The organism is Methylocaldum gracile (genome assembly GCF_053646815.1).
On the sequence record NZ_CM132196.1, the window covers coordinates 1,669,351 to 1,683,877 of the forward strand.

Annotated in this window: 14 protein-coding genes; 7 read left to right on the forward strand and 7 right to left on the reverse strand. The window is 57.6% G+C overall.

Features of this window, described 5'->3' with window-relative positions; translation table 11 throughout:
• Positions 1 to 12: 12 nt before the first annotated feature.
• The 5 genes from ACWJJK_RS07355 to surE are packed head-to-tail and all read right to left on the reverse strand — an operon-like array spanning position 13 to position 5,954.
• Positions 13 to 2,691 carry a bifunctional acetate--CoA ligase family protein/GNAT family N-acetyltransferase gene (locus tag ACWJJK_RS07355; protein ID WP_454128816.1) on the reverse strand — a complete coding sequence of 893 codons (2,679 nt, stop codon included), beginning with the start codon at positions 2,689 to 2,691 and terminating at the stop codon, positions 13 to 15.
• Positions 2,692 to 2,698: 7 nt separating this feature from the next.
• Entirely contained in the window at positions 2,699 to 3,895 is a 1,197-nt protein-coding gene (locus tag ACWJJK_RS07360; RefSeq protein ID WP_454128817.1) for an iron-containing alcohol dehydrogenase, read from the reverse strand.
• The gene (locus tag ACWJJK_RS07365; protein ID WP_077732479.1) at positions 3,892 to 4,506 is read right to left on the reverse strand and encodes a DedA family protein; all 615 of its coding nucleotides are present in this window, start codon (positions 4,504 to 4,506) and stop codon (positions 3,892 to 3,894) included. Before ACWJJK_RS07365 ends, ACWJJK_RS07360 begins: the two co-directional genes overlap by 4 nt.
• A 36-nt stretch (positions 4,507 to 4,542) precedes the next feature.
• Positions 4,543 to 5,202, reverse strand: coding sequence for a protein-L-isoaspartate(D-aspartate) O-methyltransferase (locus ACWJJK_RS07370; RefSeq protein WP_077732478.1), 660 nt, complete (start codon positions 5,200 to 5,202; stop codon positions 4,543 to 4,545).
• A complete protein-coding gene (gene surE, locus ACWJJK_RS07375) occupies positions 5,199 to 5,954 on the reverse strand; it encodes a 5'/3'-nucleotidase SurE (protein WP_077732477.1) in 756 nt (251 codons plus the stop codon). Before surE ends, ACWJJK_RS07370 begins: the two co-directional genes overlap by 4 nt.
• A 357-nt stretch (positions 5,955 to 6,311) precedes the next feature.
• On the opposite strand from surE, the gene ACWJJK_RS07380 reads away from it, so the two are divergent.
• Together ACWJJK_RS07380 and ACWJJK_RS07385 are read left to right on the forward strand one after the other, a co-directional pair.
• Entirely contained in the window at positions 6,312 to 7,238 is a 927-nt protein-coding gene (locus ACWJJK_RS07380) for a ZIP family metal transporter (protein ID WP_086133561.1), read from the forward strand.
• A 12-nt stretch (positions 7,239 to 7,250) separates the two neighbouring features.
• Entirely contained in the window at positions 7,251 to 7,958 is a 708-nt protein-coding gene (locus ACWJJK_RS07385) for a TMEM165/GDT1 family protein (RefSeq protein WP_240502650.1), read from the forward strand.
• Between the two features lie 223 nt (positions 7,959 to 8,181).
• On the opposite strand, the gene ACWJJK_RS07390 is transcribed toward ACWJJK_RS07385, so the two are convergent.
• On the reverse strand, positions 8,182 to 8,385 hold the full coding sequence (locus ACWJJK_RS07390; RefSeq protein ID WP_077732474.1) for a type II toxin-antitoxin system VapB family antitoxin: 204 nt from the start codon (positions 8,383 to 8,385) through the stop codon (positions 8,182 to 8,184).
• A 208-nt stretch (positions 8,386 to 8,593) separates the two neighbouring features.
• On the opposite strand from ACWJJK_RS07390, the gene ACWJJK_RS07395 reads away from it, so the two are divergent.
• The 5 genes from ACWJJK_RS07395 (at position 8,594) to ACWJJK_RS07415 (ending at position 13,576) form a co-directional block, all read left to right on the forward strand.
• The gene (locus tag ACWJJK_RS07395) at positions 8,594 to 10,102 is read left to right on the forward strand and encodes a flagellin N-terminal helical domain-containing protein (protein WP_077732473.1); all 1,509 of its coding nucleotides are present in this window, start codon (positions 8,594 to 8,596) and stop codon (positions 10,100 to 10,102) included.
• A 124-nt stretch (positions 10,103 to 10,226) separates the two neighbouring features.
• The gene (locus ACWJJK_RS07400) at positions 10,227 to 10,616 is read left to right on the forward strand and encodes a flagellar protein FlaG (protein WP_168175539.1); all 390 of its coding nucleotides are present in this window, start codon (positions 10,227 to 10,229) and stop codon (positions 10,614 to 10,616) included.
• 115 nt (positions 10,617 to 10,731) lie between these two features.
• Entirely contained in the window at positions 10,732 to 12,783 is a 2,052-nt protein-coding gene (gene fliD / locus ACWJJK_RS07405) for a flagellar filament capping protein FliD (protein WP_086133545.1), read from the forward strand.
• Between the two features lie 16 nt (positions 12,784 to 12,799).
• Positions 12,800 to 13,231 carry a flagellar export chaperone FliS gene (gene fliS / locus ACWJJK_RS07410; protein WP_077732470.1) on the forward strand — a complete coding sequence of 144 codons (432 nt, stop codon included), beginning with the start codon at positions 12,800 to 12,802 and terminating at the stop codon, positions 13,229 to 13,231.
• Between the two features lie 24 nt (positions 13,232 to 13,255).
• The gene (locus ACWJJK_RS07415) at positions 13,256 to 13,576 is read left to right on the forward strand and encodes a flagellar protein FliT (protein ID WP_086133546.1); all 321 of its coding nucleotides are present in this window, start codon (positions 13,256 to 13,258) and stop codon (positions 13,574 to 13,576) included.
• A 57-nt stretch (positions 13,577 to 13,633) separates the two neighbouring features.
• Here ACWJJK_RS07415 and ACWJJK_RS07420 read toward each other — a convergent pair whose 3' ends face one another.
• Positions 13,634 to 14,458, reverse strand: a complete 825-nt coding sequence (locus ACWJJK_RS07420; RefSeq protein WP_077732468.1) for a cytochrome C assembly family protein — start codon at positions 14,456 to 14,458, stop codon at positions 13,634 to 13,636.
• Positions 14,459 to 14,527 lie beyond the last annotated feature (69 nt).

Genomic DNA, 14,527 nt, shown 5'->3' on the forward strand with positions numbered 1-14,527 from the left:
CCGCGGGCGGATTCACAAGGGCTTTTCGGCGATGACGATGGTGGGGTCGTCGGTCTTGGTATGGCAGGTGAATGCCAGCCGTTTCATTAGGCCGAGCATTTTGACGTTGTTCGCCAGGATTTCGCCCCGCAAAGATTTGAGCCCCATCTCGCGAGCGGCGTCGATCAGGCAGGACATCAGCCGTGTACCCAACCCACGGTGCTGCCATTCGTCGGCAACCACCAGGGCGAATTCGGCGGTTTCGCCATCCGGATTGGTGAAATAGCGCGCCACGCCGAGTTCCGTTTCTTCGGCCCCGGAATCGACGATGGCGACGAGCGCCAGTTCGCGGTCGTAATCCAGCTGAGTCAAACGTATCAGCATGTCCTGACTCAATTCCTGCAAGGCGTTCATGAAGCGGAAGAATTTGGCCTCGGGCGAAAGCTGCTTCACGAAACGCTTCTCGATTTCCGCGTCTTCGGGACGGATCGGCCGAATGATGATGTTGGTGCCGTCGGCGAGCTGATACTGTCTAATCAAGTGGCCGGGATAGGGGTGGACAGCCATGTGCCCGTAGGGCCGGCGTCCAGGCTGCGGCTCATGCACCGCAATGCGGGCATCCAGGGCGAACACGCCTTGGTCGTCCGCCACCAGAGGATTGATGTCCATCTCCTTGATCTCGGGGAGTTCGCAGACCATCTCCGAGAGCCGCAGCAACACTTGCTCGATCGCCTCCAGCTTGACCGGCGGGAGGTTGCGGAACTGTCCGAGCAGCCGTGCGACACGGGTTTGGCCGATCATCGTCTGGGCGATGTGCTCGTTGAGCGGGGGCAGGGCGACCGCACGGTCCTTGAGGATTTCCACCGCCGTGCCGCCCGAGCCGAAACTCACGACCGGGCCGAAAATCGGATCGTCGACCACGCCGACCAGCAGTTCCCGGCCGTTGCGGTTACGGTACATCTTTTCGACCGTTACGCCCTCGATCCGTGCGTTCGGCCTTCGGGCTTGCACCGTCGACACCAGATCGTTATAGGCGTTCCGCACCGTCTGTGCGCTGTTGATGTTGAGCCGGACGCCGTCGACATCGGACTTGTGGGTGATGTCCGGCGACAGGATCTTCAGCGCGACCGGAAAGCCCAGGTATTCGGCCGCCGATAACGCCTCGTTGGGCGAATGGGCGTTCAGCGCCGGCGGCACGGGAATGTCGAAGGCGCGCAGAACGGCGCGGGTCTCGAGCGAGGATAGCAGCGTCCGCCGTTCCGCCAGGGCGCCCTCGATGATGAGGCGGGCGCCGGTCAGGTCTGGCATCTGGTGCGAGGCCAACGGCCCCGGCACCTGCATCAGCATCTGTTGGTTACGGTGATATTCCGCCAGATAGCCGAACGCTTCGATGGCGCTCTCGGGGTTCGCGAAGGTCGGAATCTGATGTGCGGTAAACAGTTCTCGCCCTTTTTGGACGTAGGTTTCTCCCAGCCAGCAGGTGAGTATCGGCTTGCGGCTCTGTTCGGCGGCGCGAATGACGGCCTCCGCGGCTTCCGTGGGATCGGTCATGGCCTGCGGCGTGAGCAACACCAGGGCGCCGTCCACGCTTTCGTCGGCCAGACAGACCTCGACGGCCGCCCGATACCGTTCGGGGGTGGCGTCGCCCAGGATATCGACGGGATTATTGTGCGACCACTGTTTGGGCAGCACCGCGTTCAGCTTGTCGAAGGTCGGTCCGCCCAGTTCGGCGAGCCGGATGCCTTGCTCGACGGCCCGGTCGGTTGCCATCACCCCCGGTCCGCCCGCGTTGGTGATGATCACGAGGCGATTGCCTCGAACGCGGTGCTGGGTCGCGAGGAGCTGGGCGGCGGCGAAAAGCTGTTCGATGGTGGTGGCCCGAACCACGCCGGCCCTTTGCAGCGCGGCGTCGAAGACATCATCCGAACCGACCAGCGCGCCGGTGTGCGACATGGCCGCTCGGGAGCCTTCGGCATGGCGGCCGGCCTTGATCACGATCACCGGCTTCATGCGAGCCGCGGCCCTGAGCCCGCTCATGAAACGCCGCGCATCACGCACGCCTTCCACGTACATCAGGATGCTGCGGGTTTCGGGATCGAGAGCGAGATAGTCTAGGATGTCCCCGAAGGTGACATCGGCTCCGGCGCCCAAGGACACCATGGTCGAAAAACCGATGCGATGGGCGCTCGCCCAGTCCAGAATCGCCGTGCAAAGCGCTCCCGACTGGGAGACCAGGGCGAGCGAACCCGGTTCCGCGACATTATTGCTGAAAGTGGCATTGAGGCCGACCGAAGGGCGCATCAGCCCCAGGCAGTTGGGACCGAGAATCCGGAGCCCATAGCGCTTGCCTTCTTCCAGCAAGGCCCGCTCCAGCATTCGGCCGTTGCCCTCCTGTTCGGCAAATCCCGCCGAAATGACGATGGCGGCCTTGACCCCTTGTTGGCCGCAAGCGCGGATGATGAGGGGGACGGTGGCGGCCGGCGTTGCGATGATCGCGAGATCCACGTGTTCCTTCACCTCTTCGATCGACGAGAAACAGACCTGATCCCGGACCAGTTGATACTTGGGATTGATCGGGTAGATCGGGCCTTGAAAACCGCCGTCCAAGAGATTTTGATAGATCCGCGCGCCGACCGAGTCGGGCAACTCGCTGGCCCCGAACACGGCTATGGACTTCGGGCTGAACAAATGCTCGAGGTAATGGCGTGCCATATCGGCCTCAGATTCTGGTGAGGAGGATTTCGCCGATTTCGCCGTCGGTGAGCGTTACCGGATTGGTCTGCATGCTGGTGCCGCGGGCGTTGGCGACGATCTTAGGGATGTGCGCCGATTCCACGCCGAAATGGCCGAGGCGCTTCAGAGCCAGCCGTTCGGTCCAATCGTGCAACTGTTCGACCAAGGCGTTGCAAGCTTCCATCTGGGTTTTGAAGCCATGGCCGGTCAGGAGTTCGGCGATACCGGCGTATTTCTTCAAGGCCGGATTCTCCGGAGCTCTCTCCCGCAGCGCGCGGATATTGATGGCCGTGGCTTCGGCGAGCAGGGTGCCGCAGGCGAGGCCGTGCGGGATCGGATAGAAGGCGCCCAGCGGCGCGGCGAGCCCGTGTACCGAGCCCAGTCCCGCCTGTGCCAGGGTGATGCCGGACACGAGCGATGCATAAGCGATGGCGCTGCGACCGGCTCGGGCTTGCTCGCCGTCGCCGCGTTGCAGGGCCGCGAAGAGGCCGTCGCGAAACGCTTCCATTCCGCTTTTTGCCAAAGCATCGGTCATAGGATTGGCGCGCGCCGAGACATAGGATTCTAACAACTGGGTGAACGCGTCCATGCCGTCGGCGGCGATCAGGTCCGGCGGGCAAGTGTCGAGCAGATCGGGATCGACGATCGCGTATTCGGGAACCAGGCAGTCATGGCGGAACGATTTCTTGAAGCCGTGCTCGCCGCGCACGCTCAAGACGGCGTTCTTGGTCGCTTCGCTGCCGGTGCCGGCGGTGGTGGGCACGGCGATGAACGGCGTAGCAGGTCCGGTGTAAGGAATGTTACGGCCTACGCCCTCGAGGTGATCCATGACCGAATTGCCGTGGGGCAGGAGTCCCGCGATGGCCTTGGCGGCGTCCAGCACGCTGCCGCCCCCGATGGCGACCACCAGGCCGATGTTGCGGCCATGAAAGGCGGCGACGGCATCGTCCACCAACTGCGGCGTGGGCTCGTCACTGACGGTCATGTGTTCGAAGATCATGCCCTGCTCGGTCAGGTTATCCGTCAGCCAGGGCCAGCGCGACGACGAGCGGAAGGAGCGCACTCCGGTGACGAGCAGCGCTTTGTGACCGTAGGAGCGAGCCAGTTTCGGCAGTTCCGCCAATTGGCCGGAACCGAAAAGAATGCGGGGAAGGCGGGAAATCGAAAATACGGGGATAGTCATGAGTGCGTCTGGCTGCGGGTCCTGCGGCGATGGATCGCGACATAAATTCCAACCAGGACGATGCTGAATATGATCACGTCGATGACCGCGTGTTCCGAATAGCGCGCGATCAGCTCCTGGTTTTCACCGATGAAATAGCCGATCCAGCTGAGCACCGATACCCAGATCCCCGCCCCGAGCAGCGTGTAAAAGCTGAACTTGAGATGATTCATGTTGGCGAGGCCGGCCGGTAACGAGATCAGATGTCTCGCTACGGGCAGGAGGCGGCCGACGAAGGTGGAGATTTCACCATGTGCCAAGAAAAACTTCTCCACACGGTTGAAGTGCTCCTCGGTAATCCAGACGTATTTGCCGTATTTGATCAGGAGCGGCCTGCCCAGCCAGCGCGCGACGAAATAGTTGGCGTAAGCCCCGACCAGGCTTCCCGCCGTTCCGCTGAGGATCACCAGGGTCATGTCCATCTTGCCCTGCTGGGCCAGATAGCCCGCGGGCGGCATGACGATTTCGCTGGGGATGGGGAAAACCGAGCTTTCCATGGCCATCAGCAGAAAAATTCCGGTGTAGCCCATCGCGCCGATGGTCGTCACCAGCCAATTGATCAGTTCATGCATCGGGAATTCCTTAATCCTGAAAGAGAGGGCTGTTTGTCAAAGCAATCCGCCTTGCAGAGGCACGAAGCTGACAGGTTCGATGATTTCCGCCTGAAACCCGACTTCCGTGCGCGTAATCCGCTGTAGAAACTGCTCGCGTCCGTCGCCGATGGGTATCACCATGACACCACCCCGTGCCATTTGGTCGAGCAGTGGCTGCGGCAGCTCCGGCGGTGCCGCGGTGACGATGATGCCGTCGTAGGGCGCGTAATCGTCCCAGCCCCAGCCGCCGTCACTGTGCTTCATGCGCACATTGCGCAGGTGAAGATCCTGAATGCAGCGGCGGGCGCGCTGCTGAAGGGGGTAAATGCGTTCCACCGAATGAACCCGCTTTACGAGTTGCGCCAATACAGCGGTCTGGTAACCCGAGCCGGTGCCGACTTCGAGCACCTTGTCCAACGGGCCTTTTTCCAGCAGCAGTTCGGTCATGCGAGCCACGATATAAGGCTGGGAGATCGTCTGGTTGAATCCGATCGGGAGCGCCGTGTCTTCGTACGCACGGCTCGCGAAAGCCTCTTCGACAAAAATATGTCTGGGCGTTTCCAGCATGACGGCTAGCACAGACTGATTGCTGATTCCTTGTTCCTTCAATCGGCTGACCATGCGCTCCCGCGTTCTGCGGGAGGTCATGCCGATACCCTGAAGCCGACGGTTCATGGAATAACCTCACGCGGAAGCCAGTCGGCCAATCGCTGAAGACTTTCGTAACGGGTCAAATCGATTTGCAAAGGTGTGACGGATACGTAGTTGTTGCGTATGGCGTGAAAATCGGTGCCGGGTCCGGCATCTTGCTCCGGACCGGCGGAGCCGATCCAGTAGATCTCGCGCCCGCGCGGGTCGGTCGTCCGGATCACGGGTTCGGCCTTGTGGCGCTGGCCCAGACGAGTGGATTGGAAGCCACGAAGCTCTGTCAGGGGAATATCGGGCACGTTGACGTTCAGTATAGTATCGGCCGGCAAGGGGTGTTCCTGGATCTGTTTGAGCAAGGTGACGGCAACTTGGGCTGCCGTGTCGAAGTGCTGCGGATTGCTCGACGCCAAGGAGACCGCGACCGCCGGAAGCCCCAAAAAACGCCCTTCGGTGGCTGCCGCCACCGTGCCGGAGTAGATAACGTCATCTCCCAGGTTGGAACCGTGATTGATGCCGGCGAACACCATGTCCGGCTCCTCATGTAACAATCCCGTGATAGCCAAATGCACGCAATCGGTCGGTGTGCCGTCGATCTTGATGAAGCCGCTTTCGGTTTGGCTGACGCGCAAAGGTCTGTCCAAGGTTAGCGAATTGCTCGCTCCGCTGCGGTTTCGTTCGGGGGCAACAACCGTCAGTCGCGCCCGTTGCCCCAGCGCATTTGCCAAGGCGATCAGTCCTTGGGCGGAATAACCGTCGTCGTTGCTCAACAATATATGCATCAGGCATGCTCCCCCTATTCCTTGACCATTTTACACAAGAACCGGGCCAGTCGGCGCATCTGCTGCGATAGGCGGCTGATGGTCGGCGGGTACAGCCGGCTTCAACTATCGATAACAGATAAGGGGAATTGCGGCATTGGCGGCTCTGCCTTGACGCTGGTTAACGAATCCTCGACGATTGCAAGATTGTCATGGAAGTCGTCACCCCGGCAGGGATTGCCGGGGTCCAGAGGCCATGGATGGCAGAGGCGGATCACATCCCTGTGCCCTGGATTCCGGCAATCCCTGCCGGAATGACGGCAAGAAAAATGTATAGATATGGTCCATCCGAACTTACCCCACCAAGGATTTCATCCGATGAACTCGCAACGTTTGAATATGCTGGCCGAGAAGCTCCGCGCCAACGCTCTGTATCAGAAATATGCTCGCCTGCCGACGCTAGCTCAAAAGCTTATCCTGGTGAGCTCGATCACTTTCCTGACGACCTTGTTTCTGGTCGTGATGTATTTCTTTGTCGATCCGATCATCGCCATGGGGGCCTTCGCCAGCATTCTGGCTGGATTGGCCACGGGATTCGGTGCCTTGCCCGCTCTACTGTTCAAGGATGTTTCCAGCAGGACCCTTTATCTGATGCTGGGCGGAGCCGCCGGCGTGATGCTGGCAGCCACGGCGTTCTCGCTTATCGTTCCGGGCATCCAGGCCGGCAATCAGCTGTGGCCGGGTCTCGGTGTGTACGTGGTTGCGGCGGGGGTCATGATCGGCGCGGTTTTTCTGGTATTGGCGGATAGTTGGCTGCCGTATGAGCGGTTTCTGGGCGAAAGCCGAGAAACCTTCGACTCGCTGCGAAAGATTTGGCTCTTTATCGCCGCGATCGTCATGCACAACCTGCCGGAAGGCATGGCCGTCGGCGTAAGTTTCGGTTCCGGCGACTGGCACAACGGAGCAGCCTTGGCGATCGCGGTCGGTCTGCAGAATATCCCGGAAGGCTTGGCGGTGGCGATGCCGCTGGTGGCCTTGGGCTATCGGCGGCAACAGGCGGTATTGATCGCGACCTTGACGGGGCTGATCGAGCCGGTCGGCGGCTTTCTCGGCGTTGCCGCAGTCACGATGTTCTTGCCTTTATTGCCTATCGGTATGGCGTTCGCCGCCGGAGCCATGCTGTTCGTCATCAGCGACGACATCATTCCCGAAACCCAATCCCAGGGCAAAGCGCGCTATGCGACCTTTGCGCTGATGTTTGGCTTCATCATCATGATGATTTTGGACAACCTGATCACGACCTGAGTATCCGACCCTGTGGCTTGCAATCTGATTAACGAAGTAGGGGTGTGGCTGGATCGAAGCCTGCCGGCGATCGACTGGGCACGGTGGTGGGCGTCGTCGGGTACCGCGTTCGCGCTGGTCGCAGCAGCCGAGTTCGGCGACAAAAGCCAGCTGGTATGCATGACTTTGGCTGTGCGGCACCGGCACTGGCCTATTCTGCTCGGCGCCGTGTTCGCTTTTGCCGTCTTGAATCTAGTCGCCGTAGTCTTCGGAGCGGCGGCAGCCCGGTGGCTGCCCGATTCCGTGGTGTCCCTGGCGGTCGCTCTCTTGTTTGCGGTCTTCGGCGTGAAAGCTTTGCTTTTTAGGGAGGAAGAGGAGGGCGAGTTCATCAAGGCAAAAACCGGTCACGGCATCTTTTTGACGACCTTCCTGATGATTTTCCTTGCCGAATTCGGCGATAAAACTCAACTGGCGGTCGCCGGTTTAGGTGCGGCAGCACCGCCTGTGCCGGTTTGGCTTGGCGCCACCGCGGCTCTGGGCGTGACGTCCGCGTTAGGGATTTGGGCAGGCGCCACACTGCTCCGGAAGACGCCTCAGCGGGCGCTACATATCGCTAGCGGTTTGTTGTTTCTGGGATTCGCGGTTTTTGCGGCGTCCAGAATAGTGCCCGAGGAGTTATGGAGCTGGCTACAAAGCAGCTTCGATCGATTCGTCTCCACCGTTCGAGAACTGTTTTCATAACGCGCCGACAGCCGAAGTCGTTTCAGTCCGGGCTGCCGGTCAAGCCAGAGCTGTAGGATGCGGTGAGCGAAGTGAACCGCATCGTTCGCGATCTGGTCAGGCCAGATTCAATTCCTCCACCACGATACGCCGCCATCCAGTATTCGGCGGAACTGTTCCGTAGCGGGGTTTCCCCTTTGCCGTAGGAGATCGATCCATACCGAAGTATCCGCCAAATACATGCTTAGCTCTGCTCGGCGCGCAGTGTCTTGGAATCGTAGTTCGGGTCGATTTCCACCGTAGCGATCAAGTCCCGAACGTCCTTCCGTTTTCGATTGGCCACGAACTCCCGGAGTGCCCGCTCGACCAGTTCACGCTTAGTCTTGGCATCGGAATACTTGAAAGCCTCTCTGACCTGCTCGTCGTTAAGAACGATGTTCGTACGCATATCAATACACCTCCTGGGGTGTATTTTGGCGCCATGCCGGAGGCGAAGTCATAGGAAACAGCGCATCTTGGCCATAACTTAAGGCCGACAGAAAAACCTTTAAAGTTTCCGCCGTGGTGTCCGATAACGTTTACGAGAGTTGAATGCACAGCGCTGATGTCCTTGAGCTCGTCGATTTGAAAAATCCTAAAAGTTGAAGGAGACGATCATGTCCCAAGTGATTAATACCAATATTTCCTCGCTTAACGCTCAGCGCCAGTTGCTGAAGTCATCCAACGCGATGCAGACTGCAATGCAACGCTTGTCGTCCGGTGTGCGCATTAATAGCGCAAAAGACGACGCAGCCGGCCTTGCCATTGCAGACCGGATGACCGCGCAAATTAAAGGTTTGAATCAGGCCGCCCGAAATGCCAACGACGGCATTTCCATCGCGCAAGTCGCCGAAGGCGCCTTGGGAGAGGTCACGAACGCGCTGCAGCGTATGAGGGAACTGGCCGTACAATCCGCCAACGATACCAATACCGCGACCGATCGTGCTTCCCTGCAGAAGGAAGTGGCTCAGTTGCAGCAGGAGATTACCCGTATCGCCACTCAAACCCAATTCAACGGAAAAAATCTGCTGGATGGCTCGTTCACGAGTGCGAAATTTCAGGTTGGTGCGTATGCCGATCAGACGATCAGTTTCTCGATCGGGAACAGCAAGGCGACCAATATCGGATCGAACAGTCTCACCAATACGACGGGTACTGCGGTAGAGGCGGCGGCGGCAAGTGCTGATAAGACTGCTTTGACCGCTCTCAACCGTGTTGCGGCACAAAATCTAACGGTTACCGGGAATATCGGGTCCGCGACCTTGGCCGTAGCAAACAATGATTCAGCCAATGCGATCGCGACGGCTGTGAATAACGCCACGGCATCCACGGGCGTAACGGCAACGGCGCTGACTAAAGCAACTCTTTCCGGTCTAGCCGCTGCCGGTACGTTGACGTTTAATTTGTATGGTTCGAACAGCAGCGCCGTTGCGATCTCGGCAAACGTCTCCAGTACTGGCGATCTCACTTCGCTGGCGGAAGCCATTAATGGTGCGGCGGCAAGTACCGGTATCACCGCAGAACTGGATGCTTCGAGAAGTTCGATCACGCTGAGCCAAGCCGAAGGTTACGATATTGTCATCGAAGACTTTTTAAATAGCGCCGGCGCGGGCGGTACTATCAATTTCCAAGGCTTGAACGCTGACACCGGGGCAACGGAAGGTGCCGCCGCTACCTTGGGCGCAGCGGTGGGAACAGACTCTAGTAAAGTGGTCGGAACCCTCATGTTTAGCTCCGCAAGCTCGTACACCGTCACCACGGATACGACGGGTACCTTGTTCAGTGCAGCGACGAATGCAAGCACTCTAAGTGCAGTGGGAAGCATTAACGTCGGTACTCAGTCGGGGGCAAACTCGGCTATTAAGTCTGTCGATGGTGCACTCGCTTTCGTTGACGACCTCCGCGCCACCCTGGGCGCTGTCCAAAACCGCTTCAGCTCAGCGGTAGCCAATATGCAGGCCACTTCGCAAAACATCAGCGCCGCAAGAAGCCGTGTGTTCGATGCCGATTTCGCGGCTGAAACGTCCGAGCTGAGCCGGAATCAGATCCTGCAGCAGGCCGGTACGGCAATGTTGGCACAGGCGAATGCCTCAACCCAAAACGTGCTCTCGCTGCTTCGGGGTTAATTTCCGAGCTGGCTAAACCGGAAAGCGGGAACACTGAGGCGTTCCCGCTTTCTTCTTCGAGCAATAGGAGATCGATATGGAAGCCCCGATAGCTTTAGGCAATGTAACGGCTCTGAAGCCGAACATGGTGCGCCGCCAGACGGCAGACGAGGTGGGCTCTGAAACCCTCGCCGCAGCGGGAAGCACCGGGGCGGTAGAGCAGGTTTCTACGGTTAGGGCGGTTCCCCCGGCTTTGGCCGCCGAGGCGTTTGCTTCCTCGGGAAGAGAAGGAGAGAAGCGGCAGGACGAAGTCGCCCATGCCGTGCGCAATTTCAACGAATTTTTTCAAATGGTGCGGAGAACGGTCCAGTTTTCCATTGACGAAGATTCGGGCCGAACGATAGTGCAAGTCAGGGATGCCGAAACCGATGAACTTATTCGCCAAATCCCCTCGGAAGAGATTTTGCGACTCGCAAAACATTTAGACGAATTCAAAGATGGATTTAAAGGCATGTTGTTGAAAGAAAAAGTGTGAGTTTGGAGGGTTTGTCGGTTCGGCTGACGAGTCCGCGCGGCCGAATCGGTCCAAGCGTAAGGCGCGGATATATCCTTATCGGGACAGAGCGGCAACAGGCAAGGCGGAGGGTTTGATGGCAGGTATTACATCGACGGGGCTCGGATCCGGCCTCAATATATCCAGCATGGTCAGCCAATTGGTGCAGGCGGAGCGTGCTCCGTTCGCTGCCCGTTTGGATCGGCAAGAAGCCGAGATCCAATCCAAGATTTCCTCGTTTGGAAATTTCAAGAGCGCTTTATCGGCTTTTCGGGATAGCCTCTCGGCGTTGAAAAACCTGAGTAGTTTTCAAAAGATCGGCGCAACTTCCAGCGACAGCAGTATTGTCAGTGCTTCGGCGGAAAGCAATGCCGATCTGGGTAATTACAAGATCGAGGTCAAGCAACTCGCGCAGAGCCACGCACTGGCAACCGGTTACTTCGCATCGGCCAACGCAGTGGTTGGAACCGGGACTTTGACGCTGAAATTCGGCACTACGGACTATACGCCGCCGGTGGATGCCACCCCGGGTAGTTATAACGGATTTACCCAAAATCGCGACAAAGGCACGCTGACCCTTGAGATCGACTCGAGCAACAATACCCTCAGCGGCATCCGAGATGCTATCAACAACGCCAAGGCCGGAGTGACTGCGGTTATAGTCAACGATAGCGGCGGTTCTCGCCTTGTACTGAATTCGAGTGAAACCGGCGCCGAGAACAGCTTGCAGATCAGCGTAGCCGATGATGATGGAAATTCGGTCGACGCCTCAGGCCTGTCCGTCCTGTCTTTTAATGCCGCCGCTGCTAACCTCCAGCAGACCCAGATGGCGTTGGACTCGAAAATCGCTATCAATGGACTTGAGGTTACCAATGCGAGCAACACGATCAAAGATGCTCTTAAAGGGGTGACGTTAAATCTTCAATCCGCTCAATCCGAGAAGATCGTCAATGTGTCGGTCAGCCAGAGCAATGACGACATCAAAAAGCTTATAGAAGGTTTCGTAAAAAGTTTTAACGAATTGGCAAAGACGGACCGAAGCTTAACCGGCTATGACGCAGCCCAGAAAGCAGGCGGAATTTTACAGGGCGATCCCACGGTACGCGGCGGTATGGGGCAGCTTCGCTCGGAACTGGGACGATTTATCCAAGGTCTCGAAGGTTCGGCGAAAACCTTGGCCCATATAGGAATCCGAACGCAAAGAGACGGCACCCTCAATTTGGACAGTTCCAAGCTAAACGAGGCGCTAAATGCGGATCGGAGCAGCGTAGCCGCTTTGTTTGCGGCTATCGGGCGTCCCACGGATTCCGGGGTGATATATTCCAGCAATACCGTCGATACCAAGCCGGGAACTTATGCGGTCAATATTACCCAAGCAGCTACCCAGGGCTTTCTGAACGGCGGTGCCGTCAATTCATTGGTGGTGGACGGCGACAACGACACCTTCAAGATCAAAGTCGATGGGGTCTTGTCGGCAGATATCACCTTGACGCAAGCGACCTATAGCAATCATGCGGCTCTGGCGGCAGAGATTCAATCCCGCATCAATGGCGACAGTGCCCTCAAAGCAAAAGGTATTTCAGTCGGCGTGAGTTATGACGATGTCAACAATCGATTTGTCATTCAATCCAAAAATTATGGCTCGGAGTCTCAAGTTGAAATCACGCAGGTCGATATTAATAGTGAAGCGACCTTGGGATTAAAGCTCGCCTCTAGTTCGACGGAGGGCACCGGGGGCATGGATGTCGCCGGAAGCATCGGAGGTTTGGAGGCAACGGGCAAAGGGCAAGAATTGACCGCAACGGCGGGCGATGCCCAGGGGCTTAAGCTTCTGATCTCGGATACCAAGACCGGCGACCGGGGCGAGGTTGGTTTTTCCCGTGGGCTGATAGAACGACTGGACAAGGTGCTTGCCGGATTGTTGGACAGTAAAGGAGCCATAAAGGCGCGTACTGACGGTCTGGAAAAGAATCTCGAGAAAATTCAAGAAAGCCGAGAGCGTTTAGAGAGTCGAATGAGTGATTTCGAAAAGCGTCTTCTGGATCGATTCAATAAGATGGATGCTCTTTTGGGGCAGTTTCAGAGTATCAGCAGTTATTTGAGTCAGCAGTTGGCCGCTTTGCCATTGGCTAACCAAAACAAGAAATAAGAAGAGGTTATACGCCATGAGACCCGCTCAGTTTGCATTGAATCAGTATCGGCAAACTACCGTGCAGGCGAGTGCCGAGTACGCCGATCCGCATACTCTGATAATGATGCTTTTTAATGGGCTGAACGAAAAAATTTCCGTTGCCAAGGGCGCGATACAAAGGGGGGAGCTCGCCGAGAAGGGCCAAGCCATCGGCCGTGCAATTGAAATCGTCGGCTACCTCCAAGCCTGTCTGGACTTGGATAACGGCGGCGAAATCGCGGTAAATCTGGATCGACTTTATACCTATGTTACCGAGCAGCTGTTTTACGCCAGCGCGCAAAACGATCAGAGTGCCCTGGACGAAGTCGGCGGTTTGATAAAGGAGATCAAGAGTGCTTGGGAGGCGATACGAGAGCCGGTTCCGTCTCAGACTGTTGAAAACAGGTTAGCTTCAGCAAGCTTTTAATCGTCCGAGACCGGGTATGCCGCGATGTCAGATCTGACGCCCGAAACCGAGAAGCTTCTTGCAATGTGCCGTTCGATCCTAACGGCGGCCGAAGGTATGGAGTGGGAGAGGGTTGCTCGGCTGGAGAGGGAACGGATGCCCCTGATTGAGAAACTGTTTTCGCCGGCCAATCTTGAGAAAAGCGATAACGAGTCTTTGGTTCGTTTAGTCGAGGAAGTGCAGACCATCGACGGGAAGGTTATGTCTTTGATTGAGGCGGAAAGAAACCAAGCTGCTCAAGAACTACGCATGCTCAGAAACTCCCGGCAACGCGAGCAAGCTTATCGATCGGCTGAAAATGAGTGAGTTCAAAGAGTCCGGACACGCACTCGCATTCCGGGACCAGGGTCGGTGTCCGCACCATCAAGCCCGGTTCAATATCCATTCCAATACCATCTTGCTGCCGAAATAGGCCAGCATTAGCGACACAAAGCCTCCTAGCGTCCAGCGGATAGCTATGGTTCCCCGCCAGCCGTAGCGAGCTCGTCCGATCAGTAGTACGCCGAACAAGACCCAGGCAAGGATGGACAGCACGGTCTTATGGGCCAAATGCTGAGCGAACATGTCTTCCAGAAAAATAAAGCCTGTGAGCAGTGACACGCTAAGAAACACGAACCCGGCCGCAATCAGCTGAAACAACAGGGATTCCATGGTTTGCAGAGGCGGGAGCGAGCGTAGCAAGAGGTCGGAATGGTGGCTGCGCAGCCGCCAGTCCTGAAACGCCAGCAGCGCTGCCTGAAAGGCGGCAATATTGAGAAAACTGTAAGCGAGCATGGAGACCACGATGTGAATGGTCAAAGGCCAGGAAAGGTCTTTCACCGTGTGAACGCTCTCCGGGATGCTGAGTTTTAGCAGGAGGACCAGCGCGGCCATCGGAAAAATCACCATCCCGAGTTTATCCACCGGTTTCGCGAGAGCCGTCAGGAGCAAGATGGCTACGATCACCCAAGCTACTAACGACATCGCGCTCAGAAAGCTGAGGTTGAGTCCTTCGTTAGTCTGAAAGCCGCTGGTGAGCGCAAGCCCGTGCAAAACGGCGGCGAACCAACCGAGTGTCAAGGGTTTCAACCGCCGAAGCGTGGGTGTCTCCATGGCCGCATAGTCGTTCTCGCGCAGCGAGCGAATCAGGGTAAGAGCGGCAGCGACATAAGTGGCGATCGCCATGGCGCCAAACAGCGTAGAATTCATTTAAATCATGTCCTCCTGAGCTCTCTAGTCTGGCATAATGGCCGATCAAGATGAAGTAATCTGGGTATT